The 15,942-nt window shown below is 70.8% G+C and carries 16 protein-coding genes; 10 read left to right on the top strand and 6 right to left on the bottom strand.

Features of this window, described 5'->3' with window-relative positions; all coding sequences use genetic code 11:
- The 3 genes from VKG64_19965 to VKG64_19955 form a co-directional block, all read right to left on the bottom strand.
- The coding region (locus VKG64_19965; protein ID HKB27317.1) for a branched-chain amino acid ABC transporter permease at window positions 1-434 on the bottom strand (434 nt) is incomplete at its 3' end.
- A 2-nt stretch (window positions 435-436) separates the two neighbouring features.
- The gene (locus tag VKG64_19960) at window positions 437-1,306 is read right to left on the bottom strand and encodes a branched-chain amino acid ABC transporter permease (protein HKB27316.1); all 870 of its coding nucleotides are present in this window, start codon (window positions 1,304-1,306) and stop codon (window positions 437-439) included.
- The gene (locus VKG64_19955) at window positions 1,307-2,479 is read right to left on the bottom strand and encodes an ABC transporter substrate-binding protein (protein ID HKB27315.1); all 1,173 of its coding nucleotides are present in this window, start codon (window positions 2,477-2,479) and stop codon (window positions 1,307-1,309) included.
- A gap of 149 nt (window positions 2,480-2,628) precedes the next feature.
- Between VKG64_19955 and VKG64_19950 the strand changes: the two genes are divergently transcribed.
- Window positions 2,629-3,618: an ABC transporter substrate-binding protein gene (locus VKG64_19950; protein HKB27314.1), complete on the top strand. Its 990-nt coding sequence runs from the start codon at window positions 2,629-2,631 to the stop codon at window positions 3,616-3,618.
- Between the two features lie 22 nt (window positions 3,619-3,640).
- Window positions 3,641-4,996 (top strand): alkaline phosphatase family protein, encoded by a 1,356-nt coding sequence (locus VKG64_19945; GenBank protein HKB27313.1) that lies wholly within the window; start codon window positions 3,641-3,643, stop codon window positions 4,994-4,996.
- A 252-nt stretch (window positions 4,997-5,248) separates the two neighbouring features.
- On the opposite strand, the gene VKG64_19940 is transcribed toward VKG64_19945, so the two are convergent.
- Together VKG64_19940 and VKG64_19935 are read right to left on the bottom strand one after the other, a co-directional pair.
- A complete protein-coding gene (locus VKG64_19940) occupies window positions 5,249-5,770 on the bottom strand; it encodes a DinB family protein (GenBank protein HKB27312.1) in 522 nt (173 codons plus the stop codon).
- Window positions 5,767-6,930: a cobalamin-independent methionine synthase II family protein gene (locus VKG64_19935; GenBank protein HKB27311.1), complete on the bottom strand. Its 1,164-nt coding sequence runs from the start codon at window positions 6,928-6,930 to the stop codon at window positions 5,767-5,769. The genes VKG64_19940 and VKG64_19935 overlap by 4 nt, the downstream gene beginning before the upstream one ends.
- A 144-nt stretch (window positions 6,931-7,074) precedes the next feature.
- Here VKG64_19935 and VKG64_19930 point away from each other — a divergent pair, with 144 nt between their 5' ends.
- The 6 genes from VKG64_19930 (at window position 7,075) to VKG64_19905 (ending at window position 13,862) form a co-directional block, all read left to right on the top strand.
- A complete protein-coding gene (locus VKG64_19930; protein HKB27310.1) occupies window positions 7,075-7,887 on the top strand; it encodes a hypothetical protein in 813 nt (270 codons plus the stop codon).
- A gap of 12 nt (window positions 7,888-7,899) precedes the next feature.
- Window positions 7,900-8,916, top strand: a complete 1,017-nt coding sequence (locus VKG64_19925; protein ID HKB27309.1) for an ABC transporter substrate-binding protein — start codon at window positions 7,900-7,902, stop codon at window positions 8,914-8,916.
- 67 nt (window positions 8,917-8,983) lie between these two features.
- Window positions 8,984-10,585, top strand: coding sequence for an iron ABC transporter permease (locus VKG64_19920; GenBank protein HKB27308.1), 1,602 nt, complete (start codon window positions 8,984-8,986; stop codon window positions 10,583-10,585).
- Window positions 10,586-10,685: 100 nt separating this feature from the next.
- Window positions 10,686-11,771 (top strand): ABC transporter ATP-binding protein, encoded by a 1,086-nt coding sequence (locus VKG64_19915; GenBank protein HKB27307.1) that lies wholly within the window; start codon window positions 10,686-10,688, stop codon window positions 11,769-11,771.
- Window positions 11,768-12,277 carry a hypothetical protein gene (locus VKG64_19910; GenBank protein ID HKB27306.1) on the top strand — a complete coding sequence of 170 codons (510 nt, stop codon included), beginning with the start codon at window positions 11,768-11,770 and terminating at the stop codon, window positions 12,275-12,277. The genes VKG64_19915 and VKG64_19910 overlap by 4 nt, the downstream gene beginning before the upstream one ends.
- 34 nt (window positions 12,278-12,311) lie before the next feature.
- Entirely contained in the window at window positions 12,312-13,862 is a 1,551-nt protein-coding gene (locus tag VKG64_19905; protein HKB27305.1) for an ABC transporter substrate-binding protein, read from the top strand.
- A gap of 84 nt (window positions 13,863-13,946) precedes the next feature.
- On the opposite strand, the gene VKG64_19900 is transcribed toward VKG64_19905, so the two are convergent.
- Window positions 13,947-15,152, bottom strand: coding sequence for a CoA transferase (locus VKG64_19900; protein ID HKB27304.1), 1,206 nt, complete (start codon window positions 15,150-15,152; stop codon window positions 13,947-13,949).
- 110 nt (window positions 15,153-15,262) lie between these two features.
- Between VKG64_19900 and VKG64_19895 the strand changes: the two genes are divergently transcribed.
- Both VKG64_19895 and VKG64_19890 read left to right on the top strand, forming a co-directional pair.
- On the top strand, window positions 15,263-15,601 hold the full coding sequence (locus tag VKG64_19895) for a Rieske 2Fe-2S domain-containing protein (protein ID HKB27303.1): 339 nt from the start codon (window positions 15,263-15,265) through the stop codon (window positions 15,599-15,601).
- Window positions 15,598-15,942, top strand: a 345-nt coding sequence (locus VKG64_19890) for a class I SAM-dependent methyltransferase (protein HKB27302.1), incomplete at its 3' end; no start/stop codon positions are given. The genes VKG64_19895 and VKG64_19890, both read left to right, overlap by 4 nt.

Below are 15,942 nucleotides of genomic sequence, written 5' to 3'. Positions count from 1 at the left end.
CCGAGCCGCGGGCGCGGGATGTCGGCGATCCCGCCGAATCCGCCCGTGAGCGCGTCCCACTCGATCAGGCCGTGCTCCACGATGATGCCGAACGCGATCGTCACCATCGCGAGGTATGGCCCGGAGACGCGGAGCGAGGCGAGGCCCAGCACGGCGCCGACGGCGACGCCGAGCACGGCGGCCAGGGGGAGCGCGAGCCAGAAGGACAGCCCGGCGCGCGCGGCGACGATCGCGCCCGCGTACGCGCCGAGCGCGTAGAAGCCCGCCTGGCCGAGCGACACCTGGCCCGAGGCGCCGGCGAGCACGTTGAGGCCGGTGGTAACGACGATGCTGATGCCGATCAGCATCGCGACGAAGAGGTAGTAGGTGTTGGCGGTGACGAGGGGGACGAGGGCGGCGAGAAGGATCGCGAGCGCGCCGGCGAGCCGCAGCACGCCTACACGCGCCGGGGCGCCGGGACCCCGAAGAGCCCCCACGGCCGGGCCAGCAGCACGAGGATCACGAGGCCGAAGCCGACGATCTCGCGGACGCCCGTTCCGAGGTACCCGGCCACGACCGACTCGACGATCCCGTAGAGGATGCCGGCGACGACGATCCCCCGCGCGCTCTCGATCCCCCCGATGATCGCCACCGCGAAGGCCTTCAACCCGATCGTCGTGCCCATGGTCGCCGAGACGTTGAGGAGCGGCGCGAGGAGGATCCCGGCCACGCCGGCGAGGACCGAGGAGAGCGCGTAGGCGACGCTGATCGTCCGCGTGACGTCGATCCCCATGAGCCGGGCCGCGTCGTGGCCGAACGCCACCGCGCGGAGCGCGCGGCCGGCGAGCGTGCGCCGGAACGCGAGCTCCACCAGGACCATCAACGCGATCCCGACCGCCGGGACGAGCAGCTCGTGCGGGTACACGCCGGCGCCGAGGATCGTCCACGGCTTCCGCGCGAGGCCGGACGGGAACGCGCGGGCGTCCTTGCCGAAGAGGAGCATCGTGACGTTCTCGGCGATGATCCCGAGCGCGATCGTCGCGAGGAGCCAGGCGATGGACGACGCGGCGAGGAACGGGCGCACGGCCACGCGCTCCACGAGCACGCCGAGCGCCGCCAGCGCCGCGAGCGTCACCAGCACGGCCGGGACCAGGGGCCAGCCCGCGCCGACGTGGAGCGCGTACGCGATGACGGCGCCGACCATCACCGACTGGCCCTGCGAGAAGTTGACCGTGCGGCTCGTGGCGTAGGTGATGTTGTAGCCGAGTGCCACGAGCGCGTACATGCTACCGAGCGCGAGCCCGCTGAAGAGAAGCTGGACGATCACCTACTTCATCGCGACGGGGACGATCTTGCCCCCCTGCCACGTGACGAGGATGTAGTCGTTCTCGGTCAGCGCGTCGTGCTCCTCGAGCGTGAACGGCCGCCGGTACGTCTTGATGAGCCCGCGGTGCTCGCCGAGATTCTCGAGCGCGTCGCGGACCTTCGCCCCGTCGGCGGCGCCCGCGCGCTCGATCGCGAGCGCGACGAGGTGCATGGCGTCGTAGGCGTTCGCGGTGCCGACCGGCGCCAGGATGTCCTCCGGGCCCTTCACGCCGTACTTCGCCTTGAGCGCGGCGATGACGCGCTCGCCGACGGCGCTCTGCCTGCCGAAGAACGAGTAGGTCTGCACGAAGACGACCGACTCGGAGAGCTCGCCGGTCAGCTCCGCGAACCGGCCGCCGCTGATCCCCCAGTGGGAGACCGTGGGGACGTCCCAGCCGATCTTGGCCCGGCTCTTCACGACCTGCGCGCCCTCGGGGGCGTTGGCGACCATCACGATCGCGTCGGCGCCGCCGTTCTTCAGGCGCAGGAGCTGCGCGCTCATGTCGGAGTCGTTCCAGTTGAACTTCTCGAAGCCGACCGGCTGGGCGCCGAGCTTGGCGAACCACTTCGTGAGCCCCTCCTGGTTCGAGGCGCCCCAGGGCGTGTTCTCGAGGATCACGCCGGGCTTCCGCTTGCCGAGCTTCTCGGTCACGTGCTTCGCCAGGAAGTGGTCCACGATGTCATCGTTGGCGGAGACGCGGAACATGAAGTTGGGCGTCCGGCCGTTGCGGGTGATCGCCGTCGCGGCGGCCCACGTCCCGACGTACGGCACGCGCAGCTCGTGGAACACCGGCAGCATCGCGAGCCCCACGGGCGAGTGGAGCCCGCCGAAGACCGCGACCGCCCGCTCGCGCTCGATCACGTCGCGCGCGGCCGTCACGCCCTTCGAGGGGTTGCCCTCCTCGTCGCGGATGACGAGCTCGACCTTGCGGCCGCCGAGCAGGCCGCCCCGGGCGTTGATCTCGTCGATGGCGACGGTGAGGCCGCGCTTGATCGCCTCGCCCGAGAGCGCCGAGCCGCCCGACATGGCGGCGACGAGGGCGACCGTGATCGGCGGCTTCGCCTGGGTCCAGCCGACCGTGGCCTGCGTCACGAGCACACCGAGCGACAGGAGCGCGAGTCCGAGCACGTTCATGCGGCGCATATGGCCTCCAGGGGCAGAGTGACCGGATACTACCACGCGAGTGGCGTTGGTGGCAGCATCACGCGTCGCGCGTCGCTCCGGGGATTACGTCTCGCGATCGGCGTCATAGCCGAGTATCCTCAGGACGCGGAACATTCGGCATGACGGTCACACGCGCCGCGCTCGCGGTCGTCCTCACCCTCGGCGTTTTGGTCGCGCCGCTCGCCGCTGAGACGCAGCCGCCGGCGAAAGCCCCGAGGATCGGCTTCCTCGGGGGTGCATCGCCGTCTGCCGCCTCGCACTTCCTCGACGCGTTCCGGCGAGGCCTGCGCGAGCGTGGTTACGTCGAGGGGCAGAACATCGTCATCGAGTACCGCTGGGCCGAGGGGAGGCAAGAGCGTCTCCCCGGCCTCGCCGCAGAGTTGGTCGGTCTCAAGGTTGACGTTATCGTTGCGGCGATCACCACGGCGGCGCTCGCAGCCAAGAACGTGACCACGACGATTCCCATCGTCATGATGGTCGTTAACGAGCCTGTCAGGGTGGGACTTGTCGCAAGCCTCGCGCGGCCGGGCGGAAATATCACGGGCCTGGCCGCCATCAGCGATGAGTTATGGCCCAAGCAGCTGGAGTTGTTGAAGGAGGCCGTTCCGATGGTCTCCCGTGTGGCCGTGCTCTGGAATCCGGCCAATTTCTCCCACGGACCAGCGTTGAAAGGTATCGTGGTTGCAGCCCGGTCGTTAGGGATGCAGCCTCAGCTCCATGAGGCGCGAGGTCCCGACGAATTCGACAGCGCCTTCGCGGCGATGACCAGAGCGCGAGCCGGCGCGCTTCTCGTCGTGGCGGACACGCTGTTCTTTCTTCACCGAACACGGATCGCAGACCTCGCCGCGAAGGCGCGGCTGCCGGCGATGTATGGCTCAAGGGAGCATGTCGAGGTCGGGGGCCTTCTGGCCTATGCCGCCGACTACGCCGATTTGTACCGGCGCGGCGCCACCTACGTGGACAAGATCCTGAAGGGCGCCAGGCCCGCCGGTCTGCCCGTCGAGCAACCCACCAAGTTCGAGTTGGTGATCAACCTCAAGACCGCGAAGGCGCTCGGGCTCACGATCCCGCGGTCGGTCGTGCTGCGCGCGGATCGGGTGATCGAGTGACTCGCGTTGTCGAGGAGAAACCTTGAGACGCGCCCCGTCGCTGCTGCTCCGCGCGCTCGCGCTGCTCCCGCTGGCCGCCGCCTGCACGACGCCCGCCCGGCCGGTGCCCGCGCTCGACCGCATCACGCACGTGATCGTGATCTACCAGGAGAACTGGAGCTTCGATGGGCTCTTCGGGAAATTCCCGGGGGCCAACGGTCTCGCGCGCGCCGCGGCCACGGTTCCGCAGACGGACAAGGCGGGAAAACCCTACGCGGTCCTGCCGCCCGCGCTCGACTACCGGGGCATGCCCGACCGGCGCATCCCCGAGGGCCTGCCCGTCGCGCCGTTCGACCTGGCTCCGTACGTCCCGCCCTCCGACACCGCGGGAAATCCCGTTCACCGCTTCTACCAGCAGCAGTACCAGATCAACGGCGGCAGGATGGACCGGTTCGTGGCGTGGGGCGGCGTCGGCGGGCTCGTCATGAGCTACTACGACGCGACGGACATGCCGGTCGGCAGGCTGGCGCAGCAGTACGTCCTCGCCGACAACTTCTTCCACGCCGCGTTCGGCGGCTCGTTCCTCAACCACGCCTGGCTGATCTGCGCCTGCACGCCGGCGTGGCCCGAGGCACCTGCGGATCGGCGGGTCGTGCTCGACGCCGCCGGCATGATCGTCCGGGACGGCGACGTCACGCCCGACGGGTACGTGGTCAACACCGCGTACACCGTGAACCAGCCTCACCCGGCGCGCATCACCGACGCGCGCCAGCTCCTGCCGAATCTGACGGCGCCGACGATCGGCGACCGGCTCAGCGACAAGGGCGTCTCGTGGGCGTGGTACGCGGGCGGCTGGGACGACGCGCTCGCCGGCCGGGCGCACCGGATCTTCCAGTACCACCATCACCCGTTCGCCTACTTCGCGCGCTGGGCCGACGGCACCGCGGAGAAGGCCCGACACCTGAAGGACGAGAGGGATTTTCTCACCGACCTCCGCGCCGGGCGCCTGCCCGCCGTGTCGTTCATCAAGCCGCTGGGCCCGGACAACGAGCACCCGGGCTACGCGAACCTCTCGACGGGGCAGGCGCACGTCGCCGAGATCGTGCAGGCCGTCATGGCGAGCCCGTACTGGCCGGGCACGGCGATCATCATCACGTACGACGAGAACGGCGGCCGCTGGGACCACGTGCCGCCGCCGAGGACCGATCGCTGGGGCCCGGGGACGCGCGTGCCGGCGGTCATCGTGTCGCCCTGGGCGAAGCGCCGTCACGTGGACCACACGCTCTACGACACGACGTCGATCCTGAAATTCATCGAGACGCGCTGGGGACTGGCGCCGCTCGCGACGCGGGACGCCGCCGCCAACGACCTGACCGCCGCGTTCGACCTCGGGCGCTAGTGTCCCGTCCTCGACGTCATGTCGAGCGCCCGCCAGCGCGCGGCGCCGGGGCCGCCGGGTACGCGCGGCAGGGATCGCGGGACCACGCGGCACGCGTGCGCCGCCCCGTTGCGGCTGGGCTCCACCGGGGGACGCGGGGCCCGCCGCCCGCGGGCGGGAACGGATCCCGTCGACCCCTGCCGCACGCGCCCGTCGGCCCGGTGCGCGGCCCGAACGCGCGGCCGTCGTTAACATGACTTCGCGGACGGAACGCTAGTCGGCCGAGAACTTCTGCGTGTTGCCCATGTGGGGCCACACGTACGCCTGGACGTTCGCCAGGATCTGCTTGACGTGATTGCGGTCGTGGTGGACCCACTCCTGCAGGAGGTCGGCCACGCGCAGGCGGCCGACCTTCGGGTGCTCGCCGGCGCGCTCGAGATCCTCGGCGCCGAGGCCCCGCACGAGCGCGACGCTGTCGTCACGCATCCGCGCGAGCGCGCCGAGCAGGGCCGCGCCGTCCCGCTCGCAGTCGCGCCGCTCGCGCGCCACCTCGTCCTGGTCCCAGGTCTGGAGCCGCGGCGTGGTTTCGGCGAGGATGATCCGGATGCGGCCGGCGAAGCCGCGGCGCTCGGTCTCGATCAGGTGGCCGAGGACCTCCTTGACGCACCACTCGCCGGACGCGGGGTGGAACGCGAGCGCCTGCGCCGGGAGCGCGGTCACCTCGGCGCGCAGCGTCCTCATGGCGCTGCGCAGGAGCTCGGCGACGACGGCGGGCGCGGGCGCGGCGTGCGTCATCGGCCCCAGAGCCGCTCGGTGGCGATCGCGGCGCCGGCCTTGAGCGCCCCGAGCTTGGCCCAGACGACGCTGTCCGCGACCATCTCGGAGCCGGCGAAGGTGCCGAAGCCGCAGTCCGTGGACGCGATCACGCGCGTGCGGTCACCGACCGCGTCCACCGCCTGGCAGATGCGGTCGGCGACGACCTCGGGATGCTCGACGTAGTTCGTCGTCGTGTCGATCACGCCGGGCAGCAGGAGCATCGCGTCGGGCAGCGGATGGCGCTTGAATACGCGGTACTCGTGCTGGTGGCGCGGGTTCGCCAGCGGCAGGGAGAGGGCGCCGACGCGCGCCCGATAGAGGAGGGGCAGTACGGCCTCGAGCGGCACGTCGTGGGTGTGCGGGCCGTCGTAGTTCCCCCAGCAGACGTGCAGGCGGATCCGCTCGGGCGGGATGCCCGCGGTCGCGCGGTTGATCGCGTCCACGTGGAGCTCCACCATCTGCTGGAACCGCTCGAGCGGCTCGTGCTGGAAGAACCGCGCGCGCTCCATGGCGAGGTCGGGGCAGTCCACCTGGAGTAGCAGGCCATAGGAGTGGATGAGCTCGTACTCCTTGCGCATCTCCCGGGCGAGCGCGGTCACGTAGCGCTCGTGGGAGTCGTACCAGGCCGAGAGCAGGATCGTGGCGATGACGCCCGGTGAGGCGGCCGTCATGAACCGCTCGGCGAACTTCCTCGGGTGGGCGTCCGTGTGACGGAGGAAGAGCTCGCACTCGCGCTTGGCGTCGCCGAGGTCGGCGTACTCGACCTCGGCGACGGCCTGCGGGGCGTTGCCGATCCGCGCCGCCCCGCGGCGGCGGGCCTCGAGCAGCGCGGCGTAGTCCGGGAAGTCGATGAGGTCGCGCGCGAGGGCGCGGCGGCTCTCGCCCCCGAAGCCGCGCATGCGCCGGGCCACGTAGGTCGAGAACCCCGGGCGCGGCTGCTCGCCGTCGTTGCCGACGTCCACGCCGGCCTCGAGCTGCTTGTCGATCATCCGGCGCATCGCGGCGTCGATCTCGCGCTCGAGGGCGGCGCCGTCCACGGCCTCGCCGCGGTCCTGCCGCACCAGGAGCTCGCGCAGCGCCGCGGGCCGCGGCAGGCTGCCGACGTGGGTGACGAGGATCCGCTTCTCGCTCCGCTGCACCGTGTCCTCCGCCGGCCTGGGTCGTGGGGGTGATTCTAGTCGAGATCGTGGCCGCACGCCCGCCCTTGACCTCGTCGCCCTCCCCGGCATAGGTTTCTAGGCGCACCGGGCGGCGCGTCCGGATCTCGCCAGCGAGGAGCGGCAATGACAGAGCGGAGCGTTCGGCGTGCCGTCCAGGCGGCCCTGATCGCCGCGACGCTGCTCGCGGCCCGCCCTGAAGTCTCGGCCGCGGCGTGCACCCCGCCGAGGGTCGCCGTCACCACGAGCCTCGCGATGAAGTACTGCGCGGACCCCGCGTTCAACGGGGTGATCGCGAACCAGCTCCAGCGGATCCGCGGCGACGTCCGCGCGCAGCGTCAGGCCGGGAAGCTCATCGTCTACGCCAGCACGCCGATCAGCCCGCGCGGCGGCGGGTTCGAGCCCGTCAACATCGAGATTGCGGCCTCGGTCAAGGTCAGGCTCGAGAAGGAGTACGGTGGCGCTGTGTGGGTGCTCGACCCCGGCACGTACCAGATGCCCGACGTCGACGGCAAGCCGGCCGGCGGCGGCGAGTACATGGTGATGTTCACCGAGCTCCTCGCCGGCGAGGACGGCACCGGCAAGGACTTCGACATGGCCCATTTCACGGGGCCGGGCGACATGCGCGCCTTCTTCGGCTGCGGCCGGGACGACGTCACCGGCTGCCTCGGCCGCTACGTCGCGACGCGCGCGGCGACGGATGGCAGATTCCGCCAGGAGGTCGCCGACAACGCGCCGCGCCGGCATGCGTTCGTCCGCTACTACGCCCTCCGCGCGTCGAGCGCCTACTCGAGCGGCGCGCACGACGAGTGGAACGTCGTCGTGAAGATCAACCGCAAGCGGCGCCTCGGCGAGCAGATCGCGATGTTCTTCGACGGCCGTCCGGCATCGCCGGCGGAGATGGAGACCGAGGTCTCACCCGGCTACGAAGTGCGCTGACCTGGAGGTGCCATGAGACTCGTCCGACGCACGCTGGTCGTGCTGCTCACGGTGGTGGCGCTGGCGGCGCCCGCGCCCGCGGGCGACACGCTCAACGCCTACTCGATCTGGCCGGAGAACTGGGCCCGGCCGATGCTCCAGGAGTTCGAGAAGGCGACCGGGATCAAGGTGAACTTCGTCCGCTTCTCGTCGGGCGAGGCGCTGGCGCGCCTGATCGCCGAGAAGAACAACCCGCGCGTCGACGTCCTCTTCGGCGGGCCGGTGGAAACCTTCGCGGCCGGGATCAAGGAGGGGATCTTCGAGCCGCACAAGCCGCCGACGTTCGCGACGCTGCCCGCGCGCTTCAAGCACGCGGAGGGCTACTGGGTCGCCATCGCCGACGACCCGCTCGTCTTCATGAGCAACACGAAGTTCCTGAAGGAGAACAACCTGAAGCCTCCGGCCTCGTGGGACGATCTCCTGAACCCCGCGTACAAGAACATGCTCCAGATGGCCGACGCGCGCACGTCGGGCACCGCGGTGACCCGGATCTTCTCGATCCTCGAGGTCAACGGGCGCGACGAGCAGAAGGCCTTCGAGTACATGAAGAAGAAGCGTCGCAACGTCCAGCTCTACACGAAGAGCGGGGGCGGCGGCACGCTGCCGGTGGGGCTCGGCCAGGCCGGCGCCGGTATCTTCTTCATCGTGGACGCGCTCGACACCAAGGCCAAGGGCTACGACGTCACGATCAGCTTCCCGCGGGAAGGGATCGGCACCTCGGCCGAGGCGATCGCGCTGATCAAGGGGGCGAAGAACCCGGAGCTCGGCCGGAAGCTGATCGACTGGGCGGCGTCGCCCGCGATGCAGCGCCTGTACGCTCCGCACAAGATCAACTTCGTTCCGGCCCACCCCGAGGTGGCGGTCGAGCCGGGCCTGGCCGAGGTGCTCCGGGGCGCCAGGATCTTTCCGATCGACGACGCCTACGCGGGCGCCAACCGCAAGCGCATCGTCGAGCGCTGGGTGAACGAGGTCCTCAATCTCAAGGAGTGAGACGCTGCGCCGGGACCCGGCGCTCCTCGTCACCGTCGTCCTGCTGTGGGCGCTCCTCGTCCTGTTCGTGATCTTCCCGCTCGGGGCGCTGCTCGGCCGGGTGTTCCTCGACGGCGGGCGGCCGGCGCTCGGTCCGCTCGTCGCGATCCTCCGCGACCCGAACAACCTCCGCGCCCTCGGCAACAGCCTCCTCCTCGGGACGCTGGTCGGGCTCGCCGGCACCGGGCTCGGCTTCCTCTTCGCCTTCACCGCCGCGCGCGCGAACCTGCCGCGGGCGTGGGTCGCCGTGCTCGACGCGACGACGCTTCTGCCGCTGATCTCGCCCCCGTTCACGACCGCGATCGCGATGATCTTCTCCTTCGGCGCGCGCGGGCTCCTGACCCACCAGCTCCTCGGCCTCAAGGGCTTCACGGTCTACGGCCTCTGGAGCACGCTCTTCTCGGAGACGCTGACGTATTTTCCGATCGCCTACCTGACGCTCAAGCCGATCTTGGCCGCCATCGATCCCAACGTCGAGGACATGGCCGCGAGCCTGGGCGGCTCCCGCTGGCGCGTCTTCCGGACGGTGACGCTGCCGCTGGCGGTGCCGGGCCTCGCCAACGCCTTCCTCCTCCTCTTCGCGGCGTCGCTCGCCGACTTCGCCACGCCGCTCATCCTGGCCGGCAACGCCTTCCCCGTGCTGCCGACCCAGGCGTATCTCCAGATCACGGGCCTCTTCGACCTCAAGGGCGGCGCCGTGCTCTCCTTCGTCCTGCTGGTCCCGGCGTTCGTCGTGTACCTCCTGCAGCGCTACTGGGTCGGACGGCGGTACTACGTCACCGTCACCGGCAAGAGCGGCGGGGAGACGGCGATCAAGAGCGTGGTGCCCTGGGTCCGCTGGCTGCTCCTGGCCGCGTGCCTGCTGGTCGCCGCCGTCATCGGCTACTTCTACGCGCTCCTCGCCTACGCGTCGGTCGTCGTCGCCCTCGGGGCGAATCACGCGGTCACCTGGCGCCACTACCACGTGATCTTCACCGAGGGTGTCAGGGCCATCGTGGACACGCTGATCATCGCGGGCATCGGGATGCCGCTCGGCGGCGTCTACGGCATCGTGCTCGGCTATCTCGTCGCGCGAAAGGCGTTCCCCGGACGCCGGACGATGGAAGTCGTCTCCATGGTGAACTACGCGCTGCCGGGGACGATCGTGGGGATCGCCTATCTCATCGCGTTCAACGACCCGCCGCTGGTCCTGACCGGCACGGCGCTGATCATCATCGCCTGTTACGTCTTCCGCTACAGCCCGACCGGGATCCGGACGACGGTGGCCCTCCTCCAGCAGATCGATCCGAGCCTCGAGGAGGCGTCCCGGTCGCTGGGCGCGGGCAGCGGCACGACGTTCCGCCGGGTCACGCTGCCCCTGATCGTCCCCGCGTTCTTCGCCGGCCTCGGCGTGGTTTTCATCCGCTCGATGACGGCGATCAGCGCGACGATCTTCCTCATCTCGATCAACTGGACGCTGATCACCGTCCGGATCCTCGAGAACATGACCGAGCTTTCGCTCGGCCCGGCGGCGGCGTTCTCGATGCTGGTCGTCGCGATCGTGTTCGCGGTCATGAGCGCGCTCGCCTGGCTCCTCCGGCGGCTCCGCGCCCGGGGCGAGGTCGCGGTGGCGAGCCTCCTGGGCGAGTGATGATGAGCGCGCGCGTGGCCGAGGAGCGCCATGGGTCCCCCGGGGCGCGCCGAGCGTTGGGGGGTGTGGGGGGCCGTGTCGGGGCCCCCCACGTGCTCGGATGAGCGCCGTCGGCATCCGCCTCGACCGCCTCACCAAGCGCTTCGCCCATCGCGTGCGGGGCGAGGTCCACGCCGCGCGGGACGTGAGCCTCAGCGTCGAGCCCGGGGAATTCGTGACCCTGCTCGGCCCGTCCGGCTGCGGCAAGACGACCACGCTCCGGATGATCGCCGGCTTCGAGCAGCCCGACGCGGGGCGCGTCTTCATCGGCGGCGAGGACGTGACGGGGCTCGCGGCCAATCGGCGGAACCTCGGGTTCGTGTTCCAGAACTACGCGCTCTTCCCCCACCTCACGGTCTTCGAGAACGTCGCCTACGGGCTCCGCGTGCAGCGGCGGCCCGAGGCCGAGATCGCGCGCGCCGTCGGCGAGATCCTCGGCATGGCGGGGCTCGCGGGCCACGAGCGGCAGTTCCCGCAGCAGCTCTCCGGCGGCGAGCAGCAGCGCGTGGCCCTCGCGCGGGCGATCGTCATCCGGCCCCGCGTGCTCCTCTTCGACGAGCCGCTCTCGAACCTGGACGCCAAGCTCCGCCTGCACATGCGCGGGGAGATCCGCGGACTCCAGAAGGCGCTGTCGATCACCGCGGTGTACGTCACGCACGACCAGGAAGAAGCCATGGCGATCTCCGACCGCATCGCGGTGATGAGCGGCGGGACGATCGTCCAGGAGGGGACCGCCGAGGATCTCTATCGCAGGCCGGGCTCCGAGTTCGTCGCGCAGTTCATCGGTCGGGTGAACCTCGTGTCGGCGCGCGTCCTCGCGACGGCCGCCGGCCGGGTGGACGTCGAGGCGATGGGCCACCGGCTGCGCGTGGAAGACGCCGGGCTCGCGCCGGCCCCTGGCGAGGCCGTCCGCCTGGTCGTTCGTCCCGAGGCGGTGGAGCTCCTGCCGCCGGGAGGCGAGGGCCCGCCGGGCGTCGTGCTCGCCCGCACCTTCCTCGGCGAGAAGGTCGAGTATCAGGTGCGGTTCGGCACGGACGTGCTCCAGGTCACCCAGTACAACCCCGGGCCGCGCGCCGCGTGGGCACCCGGCCAGCCCGTCGTCGTCAGGCTGCCGGCCGAAGGCCTCCGGCTCCTCCGCGGGGCGTGATGCGGCGCCGGCTCGCGCCCGCCGTCGTGGCGCTCGCGCTGGCGCTGCCGGGTGCGCCGGCGCCGGCCGGCGGCCAGGCGCCCGAGCTCCACGGCGAGAGCTCGGTGTTCGTGAGCTCCGGGATCGCCGTCGTGTGGGGCGTCCTGCGCGCGCCGGTCGAGGACGAGACGCAGGTCGTCATCCGCGTCGCGCTCGCCGGCGCCGCGTACGCGTACGTCCGTGTCGACGCGGTGGATCCGTTCACGCGCGCGCGCCGTCCGGTCGCCCCCGGCTCGGCCGTGACCGGGAGCGTCGACGTCCGGAGCCCACGCGCGACGTTCGGCGACTTTCCCCGGCGGGAGATCCGGCTCTATCGCACGGCGGATGACTGGCGCGCGGACGCGCCCGCGCTGACGATCTACTATCTCGGCGTTCCCGACACCACGCCCGAGTTCGCGTCCGAGCCGGCGCTGCTCGGCTACCTGGCCGCCGCCGTGGCGAAGGCTCGCGCGCCCGTCCAGCCTTGACAAGGCGCCGCCCGCGGCGGAGAGTGCCCCCTACATGACCACTCGTGATCGTTCACGATGGCTCGCCGCCGTCGTCGCATTCGTCCTGGTCTCAGCACTGACGGGCGGGACCAGCGCGCAGGCTCAGCCCGAAGGGCAGCTGGCGATCGCCTTCGACGCCTCGATCGCCCCCACGTTCCTCGATCCCGCCGAGACCTCCGGGCTCGGCACGCCCTTCGTGTTCATGTACGCGCTCCACGACGCGCTGATGAAGCCCCTGCCCGGCAACGACATGGCGCCGTGCCTGGCCGAGTCCTGGCGGGAGAGCGCGGACGGGCTCACGTACGAGTTCAAGCTGCGCGAGGGGCTCAAGTTCCACAACGGCGACCCCTTCACCGCCGAGGACGTGAAGTTCAGCTTCCTGCGCTACAAGGGCGCGTCGGCCAAGCTCCTCCACGAGCGGGTGAAGTCGGTGGACGTCCTCGACCCGTATCGCGTGCGGTTCGTGCTGCACAAGCCCTGGCCGGACTTCCTCGTCTTCTACGCGACCCCGGCCACGGGCGCCGCCTGGGCCGTGCCGAAGAAGTACATCGAGAAGGTCGGCGAGGACGGCTTCAGGCGTCAGCCCGTCGGGCTCGGACCCTACCGCTTCGTGAGCATGACCCCCGGCCTCGAGATCGTGCTCGAGGCGAACGAGCAGTACTGGCGCAAGAAGCCGTCGATCAAGCGCATCGTCATCAAGGGCGTCCCCGACCGCACGACGCGGCTCGCCATGCTGAAGACGGGCGAGGTGGACATCGGCTACCTGATGGTCGGCCTCGAGGCGGCGACGGTCAAGGCCGATCCCAAGCTGCGCCTGGCCCAGGTGATCCCGTCGGCGACGTGGTGGGTGGAGTTCCCCGAGCAGTGGAAGCCGGGCTCGCCGTGGCACGACCGCCGCGTGCGGCTGGCGGTGAACCTCGCCATCGACAAGCAGGGCATCAACGAGGCGGAGCGGCTCGGCTACTCGCGTCTCACGGGCTCGATCATCCCGAGCGTCATGGAGTTCCAGCTGCGGATCCCACCGTATCCCTACGACCCCGCGCGGGCGAAGCGCCTCCTGGCCGAGGCCGGCTATCCCAACGGCTTCGACGCCGGCGACATCACGCCCCTCCCGCCGTTCACCACGATGGGGGAGGCCGTCGCCAACAACCTGGGCGCGGTGGGCATTCGCACGCGGGTGCGGAGCCTCGAGCGGGCGGCGTTCCTCGAGGCGTGGCGGGCGAAGAAGCTCACGGGCCTCATCATGAACGCGACGGCCGCGCAGGGCAACGCCGCCTCCCGCATCGAGACGTTCGTCGCCAGCGGCTCAGCGTACGTTTACGGCGGGTATCCGGACATCGACGATCTTTTCGTCCAGCAGGCGCAGGAGCGCGACCGCAAGCGGCGCGAGGCGCTGCTGCACCAGATCCAGCGGCTGATGCACGAGCGCGTCATGCACGCGCCGATCTTCGAGCCCGCCACGCTGCACGGCGTCGGACCGCGCGTGGAGGAGCCGGCGATCGGCCTGAACCCGCTGCTCTACTTCGCCGGGCCCTACGAGGAGATGCGCCTGCGCAAGCCCTGATCGAGGAGGCGCGTCGTGAGCATGATCGGTCACGTCCGCGCTCCAGCGCGCTCTACATCGACTGATCCGCCGGTCGCCGTCCCCTCAGATCACGCCCTCGGTCTTGAGGCGCTGGAGCGCCTGGTCGTCGAGGGAGAGCCAGTCGCGGTAGACCTCGGCGTTGTGCTGGCCGAGCAGCGGCGCCGGCTCGAGAGCGGTGGGCGACTTGGAGAGCTGGACCGGGTTGCCGGGCATGGTGAACTCGCCCCAGGTCGGATGCTTGACGGTCGCCACCATGCCGCGCTCGCGGAGGTGCGGATCGTGCAGGATCTCCCCCGCGGTCAGGCACGCGCCGGCCGGCACACCCGCCGCGCCCAGCTCGGCCATCGCCTGGTGCTTGGTCCTGGTCGAGGTCCAGCGCTCGATCAGCCCATTCACCTCGTGCTTGTGCGCGGCGCGCCACTTCGGGTCGGACCAATCCGGATTGCCGACGAGGTCGTCCCGTCCGATGGCGTGGAGCAGCGCGTCCCACATGTGCGGGCGCACGGGCTGGACGTAGATGTAGACGTAGTCGTCGGCGCCGCCGGGCGCGCACCGGTAGATGCCCGACGGGGCGGTGTTGGGGACCTCGTTGCCGTTGCGCAGCACGGCGTCGCCCCGCGAGTAGTACTGGCGCATCGCCACCCGGCAGAAGTTCACGACGGCGTCCTGCATCGCGACCTCGACCCGCTGCCCCTGGCCGGTGCGCTGCCGCTGCAGGAGCGCCGCGAGCACGCCCACCGCGGCGTGGACGCCCGTGCCGGTGTCGCCGATCGTCGCCCCGGGCTTCAGCGGCGGCGAGTCCGGCGTGCCCGTCAGCGTCATCGAGCCTCCCGTGGCCTGCGCGATCATGTCGAAGCTCTTGTAGCCGCTGTACGGCCCGTAGGTGCCGAAGCCCTTGATCGAGACATACACCAGGCGCGGGTTGAGGGCGGCGAGCGCGTCGTAGCCGAGGCCGAGCTTGTCGAGCGCGCCCGGCGCGTGATTCTCCGCCACGACGTCCGCCCGCCCGACCATGTCGAGGAACATGGTCTTCCCCTTGGCGTGCTTCAGATTGAGGGTGACGCTCTTCTTGTTGGCGTTGAGCAGCATGAAGTAGGTGCTGTCCATGCCCGGCCGCTCCTGGCGGCTGTAGCGGCCCGGCTCGCCGCGCCCGGGCTCCTCGATCTTGATCACCTCCGCGCCCAGCCAGGCGAGGAGCTCGGTGCACGAGGTCCCCGCCTCGAACTGGGTGAGGTCGAGAATGCGGATGCCGCTCAGCGCCTCGCTCATGACGTTCCCTCCCGGGTGCGATCTTACCCGATCCGCCGATGCTTGACCTTGGACGGCGCTTGCGTGACCATGCAGCCCACATCCGACCGAGCCGCACGCGGGGGGACCCGATGCCCCAGGATCCGGTCGTCCGTCAGCCCTTCGTCAGAGTCGCCGACCTCTCCGAGATCCGGCCGGGGAGCTCGAAGCTCGTCGTCGGCCCCTTCGACAAGCCGATGGCCCTGTTCAACGTGGACGGCGAGATCTCCGCGATCAACGCCGTCTGCCCCCACCGCGGTGGACCGCTCGCCGAAGGAACGCTCACCGGGTCCGTCGTCTCCTGTCCGTGGCACGGCTGGTCGTTCGACGTGAGGACCGGCCGACCCGACCACCCGGGCGGCCATTCGGTCGCCGCCTATCAGGTGAGGGTCGAAGGGGGCGCCGTCTACGTGGCGTGGCTCAAGCGATGACCCGGAGCCCCTGGGCCCGCGAGTACGCGCGCACGCCCAACGAATACATCTGGGGCCTGCGGGCCTCGGCCTTCGCGCGCGAGGTGCGCGCGCTCCTCCCGCCGGGCGCGCGCGTCCTCGAGCTCGGCTGCGGCGAAGGGCGGGACAGCGTGTACTTCGCGGCCTGCGGCTACGACGTGACGGCGATGGACGTCTCGGCGGCCGGGCTCCAGAAGGCGGAGCGGCTCGCGCGCGCGCACGGTGTGCGAGTCCGCTGGGTGCACGGCGATGTCGCCCGCGAGATCCCCGCCGGGCCGTTCGAGCTCGTCTACTCGTGCGGCGCCATCCACTACATCGGCCGG

Source organism: Candidatus Methylomirabilota bacterium (assembly GCA_035260325.1).
Lineage (GTDB): Bacteria > Methylomirabilota > Methylomirabilia > Rokubacteriales > CSP1-6 > AR19.
This window is presented reverse-complemented; position numbering and strand designations above follow the sequence as displayed.

What these genes read in the sequence shown, in the direction of transcription:
- VKG64_19955 (HKB27315.1), bottom strand. Translation starts at nt 2,479, where the DNA reads ATGAACGTGCTCGGACTCGCGCTCCTGTCGCTCGGTGTGCTCGTGACG.
- VKG64_19950 (HKB27314.1), top strand. Translation starts at nt 2,629, where the DNA reads ATGACGGTCACACGCGCCGCGCTCGCGGTCGTCCTCACCCTCGGCGTT.
- VKG64_19940 (HKB27312.1), bottom strand. Translation starts at nt 5,770, where the DNA reads ATGACGCACGCCGCGCCCGCGCCCGCCGTCGTCGCCGAGCTCCTGCGC.
- VKG64_19930 (HKB27310.1), top strand. Translation starts at nt 7,075, where the DNA reads ATGACAGAGCGGAGCGTTCGGCGTGCCGTCCAGGCGGCCCTGATCGCC.
- VKG64_19925 (HKB27309.1), top strand. Translation starts at nt 7,900, where the DNA reads ATGAGACTCGTCCGACGCACGCTGGTCGTGCTGCTCACGGTGGTGGCG.
- VKG64_19915 (HKB27307.1), top strand. Translation starts at nt 10,686, where the DNA reads ATGAGCGCCGTCGGCATCCGCCTCGACCGCCTCACCAAGCGCTTCGCC.
- VKG64_19905 (HKB27305.1), top strand. Translation starts at nt 12,312, where the DNA reads ATGACCACTCGTGATCGTTCACGATGGCTCGCCGCCGTCGTCGCATTC.
- VKG64_19900 (HKB27304.1), bottom strand. Translation starts at nt 15,152, where the DNA reads ATGAGCGAGGCGCTGAGCGGCATCCGCATTCTCGACCTCACCCAGTTC.
- VKG64_19895 (HKB27303.1), top strand. Translation starts at nt 15,263, where the DNA reads ATGCCCCAGGATCCGGTCGTCCGTCAGCCCTTCGTCAGAGTCGCCGAC.